Origin of the sequence: Pseudomonas sp. S5F11, assembly GCF_019641515.1 — a bacterium.
GTDB classification, from domain to species: domain Bacteria; phylum Pseudomonadota; class Gammaproteobacteria; order Pseudomonadales; family Pseudomonadaceae; genus Aquipseudomonas; species Aquipseudomonas rhodesiae.
Genome location: NZ_JAIFJZ010000001.1, coordinates 373,909 through 391,807, shown reverse-complemented (window position 1 = coordinate 391,807; position 17,899 = coordinate 373,909). Strand labels below are relative to the sequence as shown.

The window sequence follows — 17,899 nt, the reverse complement described above, 5'->3', positions numbered from 1 at the left end:
AACAATGTGCTCCTGATTAAAAACGAATGTTCTTCAAAAATTCCGCCAGGCGCGGCGATTGCGGACGTTCGAAGATGTCCTTCGACGAACCCTGCTCCTCAATACGCCCCTGGTTCATAAACACGATCTGGTCGGACACTTCATAGGCAAAACGCATTTCATGGGTGACCAGCAACATGGTCATGCCCTCTTCCGCCAGGCCCTTGATCACACTGAGCACTTCGCCCACCAGTTCCGGGTCAAGGGCTGAGGTGACTTCGTCGAACAGCATCAAGCTGGGGTTCATCGCAATCGCACGGGCAATCGCCACACGCTGTTGCTGGCCGCCGGACAACTGGCCGGGAAAGTGATTGCGCCGCTCTAAAAGTCCTACACGCTCCAGCCATTTTTCCGCGAGAGCAACGGCTTGGTCCTTAGGCATTTTCTTAACTTTCAATAAGCCCAAAGTGACGTTCTGCAACGCGGTCAAATGCGGGAACAGGTTGAACTGCTGGAACGCCATGCCGGTCATCGCCCGGTGCTGGGCAATCACGCGCTCCGGGTGACGCACGCGTTTGCCGCCGACGTCGCTGTAGCCGATCGACTCGCCGTCCAGGGTGATCTGGCCGCCCTGGAACTCCTCCAGCAAATTGACACACCGCAGCAGCGTGGTCTTGCCCGAACCGCTGGAGCCGATCAAGGTCACCACATTACCGCGCTGCATCGACAGGTCGACGCCCTTGAGCACTTCTACCTCGCCGTACTGTTTGCGCAGGCCGCGAATATTCAGCAGCGGTTCGGTTGTGTGAGATTGGTTCATGGCAAGGCCACCCGCTTTTCAATGTAGCGCCCGAATAACTCGATGGCGTAGTTGATGACAAAGAACAAAAACCCGGCGAACAGGTAGAACTCCAGGGTCATGAAGGTACGCGCGATCACTTGCTGGGTGCTCAGTAGCAATTCGGCCACGCCGATCACCGACAGCAAGGTCGAGGCTTTGACAATTTCCGTGGAGGAATTGACCCAGGTCGGTAGGATCTGGCGCAACGCCTGAGGTAACAGCACGTAGCCCAGGGATTGTCGGAACGTCAGACCGATCGCCTTGCCCGCTTCCAGTTGCCCACGGGGAATGGCTTGCAGTGCGCCACGTACGATTTCCGACACATGGGAGCCACAGAACAACGTCAGCCCGACCGCGCCGGCCTGGAATGCGCTGATCTGCCAGCCGAGCGCCGGCAGCATGTAGAAGCACGCCAGCACCAGCACGAACACCGGCGTGCCACGGATCAGGTCGACATACAGGCGAAACGGTGCACGCATCCAGAACTTGCCATAGGTCAGTATCAACCCGGCGACGATACCGATCAGCGTGCCGAAAAGAATGGCCAGCGCCGACACATAAACACTGGCCTGAAACCCCGCCCACAGGGTGTCTCGGGCGATCCACAACTCGTGCAGCCAGCTGGGAGATTCGTACATGGGGAACCCTCCTTAACGACGGATCGCCAGACGTTGTTCCAGGTAACGGAGCAACAAGGCAATGAGGTAACAGGCGGCCACGTAGAGCGCGGTCGTGACCAGCCAGGTTTCAATCACCCGGTAGCTTTCGACGTTGATCTTGCGGGCGTAATAGGTCAGTTCCGGTACGGCGATCGCGGCGGCCAGGGAGGTGTCCTTGAACAGCGAGATAAAGTTGTTCGACAGCGCCGGCAGCACGTTGCGCAGCATCACGGGCACGGTGATATAGGCGCGGATGCGCCACTCGCCCAGGCCGATGGCCAGGCCGGCTTCGCGCAAGCCCTTGGGAATGTTCAACAGCCCGGCACGGAACACTTCGGTCAGATACGCCCCGGCGTAAAGCGACAAGGTGATGATGAACGAAGGGATTTTGTCCAGACGAATGCCCAGGCTGGGCAAGGCAAAGTAGATCAACAGGATCAACACCAGAATCGGTGTATTACGCACCACCGTCACGTATATCGACGCCAGGATGCGCAAGGCGCGGTGCCTGGACAGCATGGCAAACGCCATCAGCAGGCCGATCACGCAGCCGATGGCGATCGACAGCAATGCCAGTTGCAGACCCAACCCGAGCCCCGCCAGCAAGGTGTCGAAATCGCGCCAGACGGCGGCAAAGTTCAACTGATAATTCATGGTCAACGCTACCTGAGAGGGGCGCCGGTGGCGGCGCCCCGGTTTTCAAACGTCACTTGAACTCGACAGGGAAGCCAATCGCCGGCTCCGGCAGGTCCACGCCGAACCATTGCTTGAAGGAGGCTTTGTAGGTGGGGAATTCCACACCGGTCATGGCTTCATGCAGTGCCGTGTTGACGAAGTTCAGCCAGTCCTGATCGCCGCGTTTGACCGCGCAGGCATAGGTCTGCGGACTCCAAGCGTAGGCCGGGCTGCGGTAGCGGCCGGGGTTTTGCACCATCAGGTATTTGACCGAGGACTGGTCGGTGGCGGCGGCGTCCGCGCGCCCGGAGTTCACGGCCTGGTACATCAGGTCAACGCTGTCGTATTGATCGACCTTGGCCTTGGGCAGCGCCTGGTGCACCAACTCTTCGGCATACACGTTCTGCAGCACGGCGACGGTAACGCCATCGCCAGCGGCCTGCAGGTCGTCGATTTCCTTGTACTTGCTGTTGTTCGGCAGCAGCAGGCCCACACCCTCGCGGTAGTAAGGCAAGGTAAACGCCACCTGCTGCGCGCGGCTGGCGGTAACGGTGATGAACTGGCAACTCATGTCGACCTTGTCGGTCAGCAGGTTGGGAATCCGCGCGTCGGACGATTGCACCACGAACTCGACCTTGCTCGGATCATTGAACAGACCTTTGGCCACGATGCGACCGATATCAATATCGAACCCTTGCAACTTGCCATCCGCTCCCTGGAAGTGCCACGGCGCATTGGTACTGCCTGTACCCACGATCAGATGCCCACGCTTGAGCACATCATCGAGCTTGCTGCCCGCCGCCTGCGCAACGGTGGCGAGGGAAGCCGATGCGGCGAAGAGAAAAACACACGCTTTGAACACGGAAGGTCGGTGATGCATGACAAGCACTCCAGAGGTTGTGTATTCCGCTATACCGGAACTTAGTATGTAACAACGGAATAGACAGCAGAAAGTGTGCCATAGGCGAAGGCGAAAACATACGCTGAAGGGAAATACCATGCAGATCAGTAACATAGCTCTGCGGCGTTATACGGCGATGAGCCAGCATTTGCGGCATGAGTGCTACCCGGGGCCCCAGTTTGGGTGAGAACGCCTCAATTGAGGGCGATGGTGGGCGTGGAAAAATGGGCCTGGAGGGCTAGGCTGTGAAGGGTGTGGGCCGGCTGAGGTTGAGGGGGTGGTGATGAAGGTCAGCGTTATAGGTCTGGTGTTTTTTGCGTTGGTGGCCGGGAATGCGTTGGGCAGCGAGGATCGTCGCGCGTGCAAGGAGGAGTTGGCCAGACTCAAGGAGTCGTTCGATGCCAATTACACCAGTCAGAACCATCACGATTATCGTCGCGCCAAGGCCTCTCGCGATAACGAGGAATACAGGAAGTGCGCCAACCAGGCACGCAAGGCGCGGGAACGCGCGGAACGGGAGGAGGACCTGTAAAGGTTGACAGTAGACGCAAGGGCGAGCCCGGATTAGCGTTGGGCACAACCAGCACTTTCCAGGAGGATCATCGCCATGGGGTATGCCACTGCAACCATCGCCGATGCCGACGAATACCAACGGCTACTGAGCACGCCACATCCGGTTTTCATGCTGTTTGTGTCCGAGCGTTGCTCGGCTTGCGCGGGTATCGGCCCTCTGTTCGTTGAGACAGCAGCCCAATACCCACAGATTCGCAGCCTGGTACTCGACTGTGCCAACACGCCGAGGCACCCCCTCGTGACGGGGACCCCGACGCTACTGATCTACTCACGCGGAACCATGATGGAAACGCTCAAGTATTTCGGGCCTGAGGACAAGCGGCGAGAGCTATTGCAGGACACGTTCAAACGCTATGCCCCTCACCACGTTGCAAAAACACCTGCGTCACCCGCCGTTCCTCCACCGCCACCACCGTCAAACGCCAACCCTCATGCTCCAGGCAGTCGCCCACCACGGGTAGACGATCGAGCAGGCTCATCACCAGTCCCGCCAAGGTTTGGTAATCCTCGGTAGCGACCGCGTTGAAGCCGATGCGCTGGCGAACCTGGTGGAGGTTCAGCGCGCCATTGGCGCGAAAGCCTGCGCCTTCCTCGACAATATCCGGCCCTTCGATTTCGCTGGCGTCCGGCAGTTCGCCAGCGATGGACTCAAGAATGTCGGTCATGCTCAGCACCCCCATAAAATCACCGAATTCGTTGATCACAAAGGCGATATGGGTCGACTCCTGGCGCATCTGTTCCAGCGCATTGAGGATCGAAAAACTGTCCAACAGGTTGATCGCCCGGCGTGCCAAGTGCTCCAGGTTCGGCTCGTTACCGGCCAGGTATTCCTTGAGCAATTCCTTTTTGTGTACGAAGCCTAATGGCTCATCAACGGCACCGTTGCGGATCAACGGCAGCCGCGAGTAGGACGAATGCATCAGTTTCAGGCGAATCGTATCGAGATCGTCCGACAGGTCGATAAAGTCGACTTTGGCCCTCGGCGTCATCAAGCTGCGGATCGGTCGCTCGGCCAGTTGCAGCACGCCGCTGATCATCACCCGCTCACGGCGGTCAAACAGCGGGCCTTGCGCTGCATCGGGCTCGCCCAGCAGATCGGCCACGTCCTCACCCACCTCTTCCACCGCCAGGCTGCGTCCGCCCAACAGGCGCATGACCGCATGGGCAGTGCGCTCACGCACCGGCAGCACGCCCTGGGCCGACTTCTTGCGACGGGCACGGGCAATCTGGTTGAACACCTCGATCAAAATCGAGAAACCGATGGCCGCATACAGGTAGCCCTTCGGAATATGGAAGCCCAGGCCTTCGGCGGTCAGGGCAAAGCCGATCATCATCAGGAAGCCCAGACACAGCATGATCACCGTAGGGTGAGCGTTGACGAAGCGAGTCAACGGCTTGCTCGCGACGATCATCAACCCGATGGAAATGATCACCGCGATCATCATCACCGCCAGTTCGTCCACCATGCCCACGGCGGTAATCACCGCGTCCAGGGAGAACACCGCATCGAGCACGACGATCTGCGCCACAATCGGCCAGAACAGTGCGTATGCCGCGGTACCCGAACGTTGCGCCACATGCCCCTCAAGGCGTTCATGCAATTCCATGGTGGCCTTGAACAGCAGGAATACACCGCCGAACAGCATGATCAAGTCACGGCCCGAGAAGCTCTTGTCGAACACCTCGAACAGCGGCTGGGTCAGCGTCACCAGCCAGGAAATACTCGCCAGCAGGCCCAGGCGCATCAGCAAGGCCAGGGACAAACCGATCAACCGCGCTCGGTCGCGCTGCTCCGGCGGCAGCTTGTCCGCCAGGATCGCAATAAACACCAGGTTGTCGATACCCAGTACCAGTTCCAGCACAATCAAGGTCAACAAGCCGAGCCAGGCCGTTGGATCCGCTAACCATTCCATTTATAAAGTCTCTTGGTTGAATTCAGAATGCCGGACATGGCAAAGCGCGGTCGTAGGACCGGCACAAGATCAGCAATCGAAAAACGGGATGTTTCAGCGGGAACGGCAGCAATAAACGTCTTGGGGAAAGACGACTGGGGGGCTCCGAGAGGGTATTCATGCAAGTCCTGCAATGAGAAAAGGACTTAAATCCTACATTCGAAACATGAATTTCCCACAACGCAAAACCATTACAAAATCTGTACCCGAAGCGTAAACCCCGTGAGAGGCGGGCTTACCCCGATGGCCGTTCTTCAAGTTCGCATAGGTTGATTGATACACCGCTATCGGGGCATAGGCATCTACTTGCCCTTCGATGAAAACAAAACCTGAAAAAATGCGGCCTTTGGGGTGAGCAGGCTTGCCCCGCGCTTGGCTGCAAAGCCGCCCCCGGGCCAAGCGCCTCGGTGTGCCAGATAAACCCTATTTTTTGGAGAGGGCTGCTTCGCAGCCCAGCGCAGGGCAAGCCTGCTCACCACGGCGTTTTGCATCAGCCTTTAGATACTTACGGCTATCGGGAGCAAGCCACCGCTCCCACATTGGTGTTACCAGAAGCGCTGCTGAGTCAACCGGCTCCACCACGTCAACAACACGCGGTCCACCGAACCACTGGCCGCCAGGCCAACGCGCTCCTGCAAGCTCTTGCGCTCGGCATAGTGCAGGTGAAATACCTCGGCCGTCTTGGCCTTGGTCGCCAGGTATTCATCGCTGGTCTGCAACTCATCAACCAACTGTTTATCCAGCGCGGCCACACCCAACCACACCTCACCGGTCGCCACTTCGTCGATGGCCAACTGCGGGCGATAACGCGAAACAAAGTTCTTGAAGAGTTGATGGGTGATGTCCAGGTCTTCCTGGAATTTCTCCCGGCCCTTCTCGGTATTTTCGCCAAACACCGTGAGGGTGCGCTTGTACTCGCCGGCGGTGAGCACTTCGAAGTCGATATCGTGCTTTTTCAGCAGGCGGTTGACGTTGGGCAACTGCGCCACCACACCGATGGAACCCAGGATGGCAAAGGGCGCGCTGATGATCTTCTCGCCAATGCACGCCATCATGTAGCCGCCGCTGGCCGCCACCTTATCGATGCACACGGTCAACGGCACGCCGGCCTGGCGGATACGCGCCAGTTGCGACGAGGCCAGGCCATAGCTGTGCACCATGCCGCCGCCGCTTTCCAGGCGCAGCACCACCTCATCCTTGGGCGTGGCCAGGCTGAGCAATGCGGTGATTTCATGGCGCAGACTCTCGGTGGCCGAGGCCTTGATGTCGCCGTCAAAGTCCAGCACGAACACCCGTGGCTTGGCCTCGGCTTTCTGTTTGCCCTTCTTCTTTTCGGCCTTGCCCTCGGATTTTCGCTGGGCCTTTAGCTGATCCTTGTCGAGCAGGGTCGACTCCAGGCGCTCGCGCAGCTCCTTGTAAAAATCGTTGAGTTTGCTGACCTGCAATTGACCGGCGGACTTGCGCCGCCCCTTGCTGCGCAGCGCCGCGAAGCTGATCAGCACCACCAGAATGGCGACCACCAGGGTGACGGTTTTAGCTAGAAAACTTGCGTACTCGGCAAGAAACTCCATAAGACACCTATGAGGCTCGAAAGCCGCAGTCTACGGGGATTGTCGCCACCGTGTCTAACACTGTTAACCCGGCCAATATCCTACAAAAATAGCGACAAAGTCCTACTTGCGTAGTTCGATTCCCACATCATTTTCAGACCCGAAGCCCAGCAAATACAAGAGAAAACGACTTTAAACTCGGCGTTGAACACACCCACACAGGAGCGACGCCGATGCGCCCCCAGCACCTCGATACCCGCGCCTGGCTGCTCATGGCGCTGTGCATCGCGTCGAGCGCCAGCCTCCCTGGCGTGGCAGCCTCCGCACAGCTCAACCCGGTCGACCTGCGTGCGCAAGAGTTCGAGCGTCGAACCCGCGAGCAACTGGAACGCGAGCAGCGCCTGCGCCTGCTTGAGCGTGAGGCCACCGTGCAATCGGAGCCCGCCGCCCCGCTCCCGCAGTCGTCCGCCACCGAACCGTGCTGGCAGATACGCGGCCTGCGCCTGACGGGCAATACCCTGCTCAAGCCGGCGCGCCTGCGCACGGTGCTGCAATCCCACCTCAGCGCGTGCATGGGCGCGTCGCCTATCAACCAATTGTTGGCGGCACTGACCGCGCTGTACGTCGAGGCCGGCTATATCACCAGTCGCCCCTACCTGAAACAGCCTCCAGAAGATGGCCAGCGCCTCGACATCGTCATCGAAGAAGGCTACCTCGAAAGCATCGAACTGGCGGATCCGGACCTACCGGTGTCGTTGCGCGGCGCGTTCCCCGACATGCTGGGCCGGCCGCTGCAACTGCGCGAGCTGGAACAGGGCCTCGATCAGTTGAACCGCCTGCGCTCAGTCGATCTGACGGTGGATGTACTCCCCGGCCAGCAACCTGGGGCCTCGCACCTGTTGCTGCGCCCGCGCTCCACTGCGCCGCGCCTGAGCAGCAGCGCGAGCTACAACAACCGTGGCACCGAGGCGACAGGAAGGCACACGGCGCTACTCAATCTGGCGTACGACAGCCCGCTGAGCCTGAATGACTTCATCAGTGTCAGCGCCAGTACCTCCCTGGGCGACAGCCACCGCTACAGTCGTTCCCAGGGTATCTACTACACCTTGCCCTACGGTTTCTGGACCCTGGCCTTGAGCGCCAGCCAGGCCCAATACCGCTATGGCATCGCCCTGCCCAGCCAGACCGTCAGCGCCAACGGCCAGGTCCATCAATACGGCATCGGCCTCAACCGCCTGCTGTGGCGCGATCAGCACACGTTGCTCAATGGCAACCTGCGCCTGAGCACAAAACGCTCGCAAAGCTACATCGCCGATACCTACCTGGCGATCCAGAGCCCGAGCCTGACGGTGGCCGAGGCCAGTCTCAACCTGTTGAAGCTGGCGGACGGCATCTGGAACGCCAATGTCAGCTATGCCCAGGGCCTCGACGGCTTGGGCGCCGACCGCGACAGCCGGCGTGAATCCCGGGACTTGCCCCGCGCGCAATTTCATAAATACCGCGTCGACATCGATTACACGCGGCACAACCCTACCGCCGACGGTGTGTGGAACAGCCAACTCGCACTGCAATACAGCCCCGACCCACTGCCGAGCCTGGAACAGTTGCTGATCACCGACCATTACGCGGTACGCGGCTTCCGCCTCGCTGCGCTGGCCGCCGCCAAAGGCGCGGTGTGGCGCAACACCTTGAGCCTGCGCCGACACCTGCTGGGCCAGTTGCAGATCAGCCCGCGCGTGGGGGTGGACCTGGGCTGGAGCCAGTACCTCAAAGGCGCCGATATCCAGCGTGTAGGCGGGGCCAGCGTTGGCCTGGCCTTGAACCACCGCACCTGGCAAGTGGACGTGGATTACCAGCGCGGGCTGTTCGGCCCCGCGCTACCGATCAAGGAACGAGGTTTCTGGCTGATGGAGTTAAGCCTGCACTTATAACGCCTCCCCCAATAACAACAAGAAGGTCAAGCCATGACTAGTCATTGCCGTTTTCCATCGGTTCATCTCAAACCCTCCCATACCCTGCGTTGGGTGATCTGCAGCCTGCTGTCGATTCACTATGGCCATCAGGCGTTCGCCGCCGATGTGGTGCCGGTGAGCGGCAATGCCCAGCGCTTCACCGTGAAGGATGTACCGGTGTTGAACATCGTCGCGCCCAACCCGGCTGGGGTTTCCCACAACCGATTCGTGGACTACAACGTGCAAAGCGCAGGTTTGGTGTTGAATAACGCGGTGGCGGCGGGACGCTCGAAACTGGCCGGGCAGTTACCCGCCAATCCGCAGTTCAGCGGCCGGGCGGCCGGCCTGATTCTCAACGAAGTGACCAGTCGCAAGGCCTCCCATATCAATGGCCCGCAGGAAGTGTTCGGGCGCGCAGCCGACTACGTGCTGGCCAACCCCAACGGCATCACAGTCAACGGCGCCAGCTTTATCAATACACCGCGCGCCAGCTTTGTAGTGGGCAGCCCGGAACTGGAGGACGGCAAGCTCAAGCGCCTCACCACCTTCAACGGTGCCAATACCCTCAATGTGGGCGAGCGAGGCGTTAGCAACAGCGCCGGCGCCCTCGACCTGATCGCTCCACGCATCAGCACCCACGGTACGCTCACCGCATGGGACGATCTCAACGTTTTGATCGGGCAGAATCGCCTGCGTTACGCCGACGCCGTCATCGAAAGCAGCGCCCGGGCAAGCGCCCGCCCGGTCGACGCGCAGCTGTTGGGCGCCATGCAGGCCGGACGCATCAACATTATCAGCACCGCCGACGGCGCCGGGGTCAAGATCGCCGCGCCGCTGACAGCGCGCGGCAATCTCAAGGTGACGTCGGCCGGCAACCTGTCCATCTCCGGCAACCCTGAGCCGGTGCGCACCCGCATCAGCAGCACCAACGGCGACGTCGCCCTCGCCGCCCACAACGATCTGACACTATCGGCGGTTGAGGTGCAGGGTCGCGCCATCGACGCCAGCGCCGGACGCCATCTGCGCCTTGAGGCCAAAACCCGCAAAAGCCAGAGCCAACAGCAAGAGTCCTGGAAAAAGAAGGTGTTGTTCATCACTACCGAAACCTACGACAAGACCACCACCCAGATCGACGTCGAACACGTCGGCACCCAGCTCAAGGCCCGCACCGATCTGACGCTCAAGGCCGGTGGCGATCTGCAATTGTCGGCCTCCAGCGCCAGCGCCGGTCGCAACCTGCACGCCACGGCCGGCAGAGACCTGCGCCTTAGCGCTTTGAACGACTCCCAGACCACCCGCGAAACCCTCAACCACCGCAAGGGCCTATGGCGTGGGGATTACGACACCTCGCGCACCACCGAAACCGCCCGCGCCAGCAGCCTGTCAAGCAACGCTGCAATGAGCGTACGCAGCGGCAAGAACCTGACGGTGCTGGGCAGTCAGGTCCAGAGCCAGGGGGACCTGACGATCGAGTCCGGCAAACAGGTCAATGTCGGCGTCACGCGCGCCGCCCAGCAACGCACGCAGAACAACTACGAAGGCGACCTGCTCTCCGGCGCCGTGTTCGGCAAAAACGACAAGGACAACCGCAGCGAAGACCAATCCATCGGCAGCCGCGTCAGTGCCCAGGGCACCTTGCGGGTCACCTCCGACGATGTGCTGATTACCGGCAGCCAGGTGCTGGGGCAGCAGGACGCGGTATTGATCAGCAACAGCGGCTCGCTGACGATCGACGGCAGCCAAAGCCTGGTGCACTCGGAAAAGTCGCGCTCCGACAGCAAACTGTTCGGCCTATTCAAGGACCAGACTGACGAGCGGAAAAACGCCAGCAACCTGGTGCGCAGCCAGGTGAAGTCCCAGAGCAATCTGCGCCTGCAAAGCGCCAGTGATCTGAATGTGATCGGCGCGGATGTCGAAGCAAAGGCCGAGTTGAAACTGACCGCCGCGGGCGATATCAACTTGCTAGCGGGCACGAGCCGCGACACCACGGTCACGCAGACCACCCGCAACGGGTTCACCTCTTCCGCCACCGAGACCAAACAAGCGGCGCCCGGCATCAAGGGCTCGAAACAATTTCAAGCCGGGGTCGGCTATAGCCAGGAGCACAACACCACCACCCAAGACAGCCTCACCCATGAAGGCAGTCAACTCAAAGGCGCCACGGTGGACATCACTGCCGAAAATACCGTGCGGGTCAAAGCCTCGGACGTGAGCAGTACCCAGGGCGATTTGAACATCGCCGGCCACGCCATCGAACTGCTCAGCGAAGCCGACACCACCACGCGCGTCAGTGAAACCGATACCTTCGGCCTTGGCCACTTTGTCACCGGCGGCATGGATCGAGCCGGCGGCGGTTACAAGGTCGGCCAGGAAGAGGTGATTACAAGCAGCGCCTCCACCACCGTCAAATCGAGCCATCTGAGCAGCGCCGGCGATCTGAATCTGGTTGCCGACAAGGGCCAGGGCACGCTGTTGACCGAGGCCGCGCAGGTCAAGGCTGACAAAGACCTCACCCTCCGCGCCGGCAGCGTGGAGAACCGCGCGGTCTCCAACAGCACCGTCGAAACCGAGCAGGTCAAGGGCTGGACCGCCAGTATCGGCAGCAACATCGAATACAAAGACCTCACTCGCCCGGTGCAAAAACTGGTCGAAGGGGTGGATCAGAGCAAGTTCTATCAACCCTCGGTGCTCGATGCGATTGAGCCTCCCAACCTGGGCGTCGACCTGGCCGTCAATGTGCTGAACACCCGCGCCGAGAGCGGAGGTACCACAGCGGTGGTCAGCACCTTCGAAGGTGCCACCGTCAACGTGCAGGTCGAGGGTGCATTGACCGATACAGGCACACGCTACACGGCCACCGAGGGAGGCGTGTCGATCAAGGCCGACAGCCATACCTTCAACGCAGCCGAGAACAGCAGTTGGCAACAGGACAACGGCACCGACACCGACGTTTCGTTAAGGCTGTACACCACCACCGGCCGCGACCTGAATGCGCGGGTTCTGGGCGTGGGCGGCAGTTTCGACCTGGGTAACACCACCCGTACCGCAGTGCCAGGCAGCATCGAGGGCAAACGCGGCATCAGCGTGCAGTTGGGCAGCGACGGCCGCTACGAAGGCAGCCGCTTCGACGCGGGACGCGGTGATTTGAAGATTCAGGCCGCCGGTTCGCTGACCTTCAACCAAGCCCGCGACTGGCAGGGTTCCGGCGAAGGCACCTTGAGCGGTTTCGGCTGGGTTGAACTGGGCAGCAGCCCAGGCACCAGCAAGAAAGCCAACGCGGGCTTCCAGTTGGATAAATCCGACTTGAGCGTCGAAGACTCCCAAGGCCGCAGTGCCGATTTGATCGCCGACGGCGTGATCGAAATCGACGCCGGGCAGGACCTGACCCTGCACGGCGCCAAAGTCGGCACGCCCAACAGCGGCGATATTCGCCTCACCGCCGGAAACCGCTTTGAGTTCCTGGCCGGGGTCGATACCCACACGGCCAATGGCGACGGGATCGGTGGCGGGGCTCGCGTCAGTGCCAAAGCGACCCAGGCTGACACATCCAGCAGCAAGAGCGGCAGCGCCGGTGCCCAGTTCAGCCTGGCTGACATCGACGAACACAGCGTGTTGCAGCGCGGTGGCACGCTCGATAGCGCGGGCACCGTGCGTATCCAGGCCGATCATGTGCGCCTGCAAGGAGTGCAGGGCCAGGCCCAGGCGTTTGAGCTGGCGGCCACCGGCGGCGACTTGGTGCTGGAGTCTGCGGTCTCCAACGAGCACCGCAACAACCGCACTATCGCCGGCGGCCTGGGTGTGAGCGGCACCCGCAGTACGGACCCGGCCAATAACGGTTCCGGCCTGTTCGCGCGCGCCAAGGGTGGCGTGGACCAACTCAGCAGTCAGACCCACGACAATACCCGCCTGCGGGCTGATCGCATTCAACTCGACAGCCGCGGCGATACGCAGTTGCTGGGGGCCACCGTCACGGCGCGCGAGGTCAGCGGCACAATCGACGGCGACTTGGTGGTGCAGAGCCGTCAGGATCAGGTGGAGGGCTTGAAGGTGCAGGTCGACGCGCAATTGACCACGGAAAAGAACCCGGCGGGCGCGGTCGATAAGCTCAGCGTGGCCGGCGGGCCATGGTCGGGCAAGCTCAAGACCGCCGGAAAGAACCTTTACGAAAAAACGGCCGACAAGGCGCGCACGCTCAAGGACAAGCTGATCAGCAAGGTCGGTGGCTCACCCGCGACCCAGGCCGGTACCGGCGCGGCCACGGGGTCATCCACGTTGAAGAACCTGCTGTTTCAAAATCCGGCTTACCGCGACACCACACCCACACTGCTGGGGGACTTTAGCTGGTTCAGCAATAACACGGTCGCCGAGGCGTCCGGCATCAACGGCGGCGACGGGGTAACGCTGCATGTGGGCGGCGCAGTCGACCTGACCGGCGCGCGCATCGCCTCCAGCCATGGCCGCGTGGCACTGGGCGAGGCGAAGATTACTGGCCGCGACATCCAAGGCCGCGACACCCGCACGGATTTCTCGCTCAACGCCTCGACCTCGCCCCAGCAACTGGGCACAGCGCTCTACGCAGCGTTCAATAACCCCCGTGATCCGCAAAGCCAGCGCGATGAGCATTTCAACTTGGGCCTGTTGCGTACCGGCGGCCACGATCAAGGCCAACACCTGATCAGCGGAGTCGATCAATAAGCGCGTTAAAAACATCCAGGCCCCTGTGCACAGGGGCCTTGCTCAGTTGCTCCAACACGCTTTTAAAACAAGCGTATGTTTTTCCATTGACAGCTCCCCGGCATCCTCATAACCTCGCCAGACTTTCAACGTACCGGGTGAACGGACGTGGGCAGCATCTATTTGATTCGACATGGCCAGGCCTCCTTCGGTGCAGACGACTATGACGTGCTGTCCCCCATCGGCGTGGAACAAGCGCAAGTGCTCGGTCGCCACCTGGCGGACATGGGCCTGGTGTTCGACCGCTGCATAGCCGGCGACCTGCGCCGCCAGCAGCACACCGCCACAGCCGCGTTCGATCAATACCGCACCCTCGGCCTGCCGACTCCCACCCTGGAAACCGACAGCGCCTTCAACGAATTCGATGCCGACGCCATCATCCGCGCCCTGCTCCCCGACCTGCTCGACAGCGAGCCCGATGCTTTGGACATCCTGCGCAATGCCGCGCAAAACCGCAGCGAGTTCCAACGCATCTTCGCCCTGATCATCGAACGCTGGCTGGCCGGCACCTACGACCCACCGGGGCTGGAAAGCTGGCTGGGGTTTGTCGAGCGCGTCCAAGGCGGCCTGCAGCGTCTGCTGGAAGCAGCCGAGAACACCCACAAAATCGCCGTGTTCACCTCCGGCGGCACCATCACCGCCCTGCTCCACCTGATTACCCGCATCCCTGCCGCCCAAGCCTTCGAGCTGAACTGGCAGATTGTGAACACCTCGCTCAACCAGCTGAAATTCCGCGGTCGCGAGGTGGCCCTGGCTTCCTTCAACAGCCATACCCACTTGCAACTGTTGAAGGCGCCGCAGCTCATCACCTTCCGATGAACCGCGGCCAACCGTGACCCCAAGGTCACTGGACTCCACCCTTAAGGATCGAAACCATGACTGACGTAGCCAAAGCTGTAGAAGCAATGAAAGCCAAATTCAACCCAAGCGCTGCCGAAGGCTTGGACCTGGTGTTCGGTTTCCGCATCGACGACACCAAGAACTTCTCCCTGGTGGTCAAAGACAAGACCTGCGAACTCAAAGAAGGCGAAAACCCAGACGCCCAAGTCACCCTGGTGATGGACAGCGACACGCTGGAAGGCATCGTCGACGGCACCACCGACGGCATGCAGGCGTTCATGGGCGGCAAGCTGCGCACCGAAGGCGACATGATGCTGGCGATGAAACTGAGCGAACTGTTTCCGGCCTGATAAGTCGATGTTCAAAGAATCCCGCCCCCCCGGCGGGATTTTTCGTTCAACCTGGCGGCCTCCGACTAACCGGATACCGGCCTTATTCCCCTCAAGCCTTCGGCGCAACACTTAATAACAACGCCACCAATGCACTCCACCCGGTTTGGTGTGACGCCCCCAGGCCGCGGCCGGTTTCGCCATGGAAATATTCGTGAAACAACACCAGCTCACGGCTGAGGGGGTCAGCCTCCAACTGCGCATACCCCGCCATCGACGGGCGTGAACCGTTTTCATCCAATAGAAACAAGCGAGTCAACCGCTGGCTGAGGCCGTCGGCTACTTCTCCCAGTGACGCCAGATAACCGCTGCCCGCCGGGTACTCCACCGAAAAGTGATCGGCGTAATAACGCTCAAATTCGCGCAGCGACTCGATCAGCATGTAGTTGATGGGCATCCACAACGGCCCGCGCCAATTGGAATTACCGCCGTACAGCCGCGAGTCGGATTCACCTGGCTGGTAACGCGCGCACAACGTATCGCCATTTATCTTCAGTGCCAGGGGTTGGTCCGCGAACGCCTTGGATAGTGAGCGCACGCCAAACGTTGAGAGAAACTCGTCGTCAGCCAGCATGCGCCGCAGCAGATCCTTGGTCCGTTCGCCACGCAGCAGCGCCAGCAACAGGCGATTGCCCTGTCCCGGCTCGTTCCAGCGCGATACCAGTGCGGCCAAATCGGGCCGGTGGTGCATAAACCCCAGCAGGCGCTCGCGTAGCCCAGGCAAACCTTCATGCTCGCGTTGCTCCAACACCAGCACGGCGAACAGCGGCATCAGGCCGACGATGGAACGCAGGCGTACCGGTTCGTTCTGGCCGTCTGGGCGACGCAGCACATCGTAGAAGAACAGGTCCTGCTCATCCCATAGGCCTTCCTGGCTATCGTCGACCCGGTTGATGGCACCGGCGATATACAAGAAATGCTCGAAAAATTTCACCGCAATATCCACATACACGGGATTGCGCTTGGCCAACTCCAGAGCGATACGCATCAAATCCAGCGCATAGGCCGCCACCCACGCCGTGCCGTCGGCCTGATCGAGCTGATAGCCAGGCGGCATCGCAGCCGAGCGATCGAACAGGGCGATGTTATCCAGGCCCAGGAAGCCGCCCTGGAACAGATTGCGCCCCTCAGCGTCCTTGCGGTTGACCCACCAGGAAAAATTCAACAGCAGCTTGTGGAAAATCCGTTCAAGAAAGTCCAAATCACCGATACCGGTCAGCGCCTTGTCCTGCTGATACACGCGCCAACTGGCCCACCCATGGACCGGTGGGTTGGCATCGTCGAAACGCCATTCGTACGCCGGCAATTGGCCGTTGGGATGCATAAAGCGATCTTTGACCAGCAGTAACAACTGGTGCTTGGCATACCCCGGATCGATCAACGCCATGGCAACGGCCTGGAACCCTTGGTCCCAGGAGGCATACCAGGGGTATTCCCAAGTGTCGGGCATGGTCAGGATGTCGAAATTGGACAGGTGCCGCCAATGGCTATTGCGCAGGTGCAAGCGCTCGGGCGGCGGTGCAGGTTGGGTGGGATCACCGTCGAGCCATTGGTTGACGTCGAAGTAGTACAGCTGTTTGGACCAAAGCAACCCTGCGAGGGCCTGGCGCTGCACATTGCGCGCGTCTGCGTCGCTGATGCCGTGTTGCAATGCCGCGTAAAAGTCATCCGCTTCCCGACGGCGTTGTTCGAACAGTTTGCGGGCATGGACCTGGGGCGCTGCCAGAGGGGCGAAGCGCAGGTACAGGGTCTGGCTCGCCAGCCCTGGCAGATCGAGGATGAAACGCGCGGCGACCTTGGTGCCGGCGTCGCGACGAATCGCCGAATGCGCCGCGTTCACCACGTAATCGTTGATGCCGTCCTTGAACGGCCCCGATGCTGGCTGCCCGTCGAAGCGAGTGGTGTTGCTCTCGTTTTCACAGAACAGCCATTCCAGCCCGTCCTGGCCCCAGGCGCTGAGCCAGCGATCCGGCAATGCAGGATGACGCGCCAACACCTGCTCGCCGTCCAGGTTCAACCGTGGCTTGGGTGCATCGAAGGTCCAGCTCCAGTCATTGCGCGCCCACAACTGTGGCAGCACCTGCAGGCGCGTCGGCTGCGGCGAGCGGTTATGCACGATGACGCGCATGAAAATATCGTCGGGCTGGTGCTTGGCGTATTCGACGCTGACATCGCAATAACGGTTGTCCTCGAACACCCCGGTATCGAGGATTTCATACTCGGCATCGCCCAAGCCTCGTCGGGCGTTCTCGGCGACCAAATCATCATAGGGGAACGCTGCATGCGGGTACTTGTAGAGCATGCGCATGTAGGCATGACTCGGCACGCCATCGACGAAAAAGTACAGTTCCTTGACGTCCTCCCCGTGGTTGCCTTCAGCGTTGTTCAGGCCGAAAAGACGCTCCTTGATGATCGGGTCGCGCTCGTTCCATAGCGCCAGGCCCAGGCACCAATGCTGCGCCTTGTCGCTGAACCCGGCCAGACCATCTTCGCCCCAGCGATAAGCGCGGCTACGTGCGTGATCATGGGGAAAGAAACGCCAGGCATCGCCGTCGGCACTGTAGTCCTCTCGTACCGTGCCCCACTGGCGCTCACTTAAATACGGGCCCCACACGCGCCAGGCATCGGCGCCCTCACCCACCAGGCGCTGGCCCTCGATCGTTTGCAGAATAGATGCGGTCATCCAACCCTCCAACAGGCACTGGTTGGCGGCCAGTGTAGAACCCATCCCCGTATCAATGCACATGAACTCGGTTTTACCTTGACTCATTCGTTTGCAGAATGAAGTCCAGAGGATTCTTCGTTTGCAAGCCGCCTCGGGGCTCAACAAAATCCGGACAACGGCCACGCCCTC

The 17,899-nt window shown here is 60.7% G+C and carries 12 protein-coding genes and 1 pseudogene; 6 read left to right on the top strand and 7 right to left on the bottom strand.

Annotated elements, in window-relative coordinates; genetic code table 11:
- Window positions 1-16: 16 nt before the first annotated feature.
- Genes K1567_RS01820 through K1567_RS01805 form a run of 4 tightly spaced genes read right to left on the bottom strand, consistent with a single transcriptional unit; the run spans window position 17 to window position 3,034 of the window.
- Window positions 17-799, bottom strand: a complete 783-nt coding sequence (locus K1567_RS01820; RefSeq protein ID WP_034098330.1) for an amino acid ABC transporter ATP-binding protein — start codon at window positions 797-799, stop codon at window positions 17-19.
- Window positions 796-1,458, bottom strand: a complete 663-nt coding sequence (locus tag K1567_RS01815) for an amino acid ABC transporter permease (RefSeq protein WP_034098332.1) — start codon at window positions 1,456-1,458, stop codon at window positions 796-798. Before K1567_RS01815 ends, K1567_RS01820 begins: the two co-directional genes overlap by 4 nt.
- 12 nt (window positions 1,459-1,470) lie before the next feature.
- Window positions 1,471-2,133 carry an amino acid ABC transporter permease gene (locus tag K1567_RS01810; protein WP_213547295.1) on the bottom strand — a complete coding sequence of 221 codons (663 nt, stop codon included), beginning with the start codon at window positions 2,131-2,133 and terminating at the stop codon, window positions 1,471-1,473.
- Window positions 2,134-2,185: 52 nt separating this feature from the next.
- The gene (locus tag K1567_RS01805; protein ID WP_034098334.1) at window positions 2,186-3,034 is read right to left on the bottom strand and encodes a transporter substrate-binding domain-containing protein; all 849 of its coding nucleotides are present in this window, start codon (window positions 3,032-3,034) and stop codon (window positions 2,186-2,188) included.
- Between the two features lie 304 nt (window positions 3,035-3,338).
- Here K1567_RS01805 and K1567_RS01800 point away from each other — a divergent pair, with 304 nt between their 5' ends.
- Complete coding sequence (locus tag K1567_RS01800) at window positions 3,339-3,587, top strand: hypothetical protein (protein WP_034113974.1); 249 nt, start codon at window positions 3,339-3,341, stop codon at window positions 3,585-3,587.
- A gap of 75 nt (window positions 3,588-3,662) precedes the next feature.
- A pseudogene (locus tag K1567_RS01795) lies at window positions 3,663-3,932 on the top strand (thioredoxin family protein); the annotation flags it as partial.
- 40 nt (window positions 3,933-3,972) lie between these two features.
- Here the strand turns inward: K1567_RS01795 and K1567_RS01790 are convergent.
- Window positions 3,973-5,541 (bottom strand): TerC family protein, encoded by a 1,569-nt coding sequence (locus K1567_RS01790; RefSeq protein ID WP_034113976.1) that lies wholly within the window; start codon window positions 5,539-5,541, stop codon window positions 3,973-3,975.
- A gap of 584 nt (window positions 5,542-6,125) precedes the next feature.
- Window positions 6,126-7,151: a protease SohB gene (gene sohB / locus K1567_RS01785; RefSeq protein WP_034098338.1), complete on the bottom strand. Its 1,026-nt coding sequence runs from the start codon at window positions 7,149-7,151 to the stop codon at window positions 6,126-6,128.
- A gap of 212 nt (window positions 7,152-7,363) precedes the next feature.
- Here sohB and K1567_RS01780 point away from each other — a divergent pair, with 212 nt between their 5' ends.
- The 4 genes from K1567_RS01780 (at window position 7,364) to K1567_RS01765 (ending at window position 15,006) form a co-directional block, all read left to right on the top strand.
- Entirely contained in the window at window positions 7,364-9,061 is a 1,698-nt protein-coding gene (locus tag K1567_RS01780; protein WP_249745104.1) for a ShlB/FhaC/HecB family hemolysin secretion/activation protein, read from the top strand.
- A gap of 33 nt (window positions 9,062-9,094) precedes the next feature.
- The gene (locus K1567_RS01775; protein ID WP_220698040.1) at window positions 9,095-13,777 is read left to right on the top strand and encodes a hemagglutinin repeat-containing protein; all 4,683 of its coding nucleotides are present in this window, start codon (window positions 9,095-9,097) and stop codon (window positions 13,775-13,777) included.
- Between the two features lie 147 nt (window positions 13,778-13,924).
- Window positions 13,925-14,635, top strand: a complete 711-nt coding sequence (locus tag K1567_RS01770; protein WP_040268564.1) for a histidine phosphatase family protein — start codon at window positions 13,925-13,927, stop codon at window positions 14,633-14,635.
- A gap of 56 nt (window positions 14,636-14,691) precedes the next feature.
- Complete coding sequence (locus tag K1567_RS01765) at window positions 14,692-15,006, top strand: SCP2 sterol-binding domain-containing protein (protein WP_034098342.1); 315 nt, start codon at window positions 14,692-14,694, stop codon at window positions 15,004-15,006.
- Between the two features lie 91 nt (window positions 15,007-15,097).
- On the opposite strand, the gene K1567_RS01760 is transcribed toward K1567_RS01765, so the two are convergent.
- The gene (locus tag K1567_RS01760; protein WP_213547297.1) at window positions 15,098-17,728 is read right to left on the bottom strand and encodes an MGH1-like glycoside hydrolase domain-containing protein; all 2,631 of its coding nucleotides are present in this window, start codon (window positions 17,726-17,728) and stop codon (window positions 15,098-15,100) included.
- Between the last annotated feature and the right edge of the window lie 171 nt (window positions 17,729-17,899).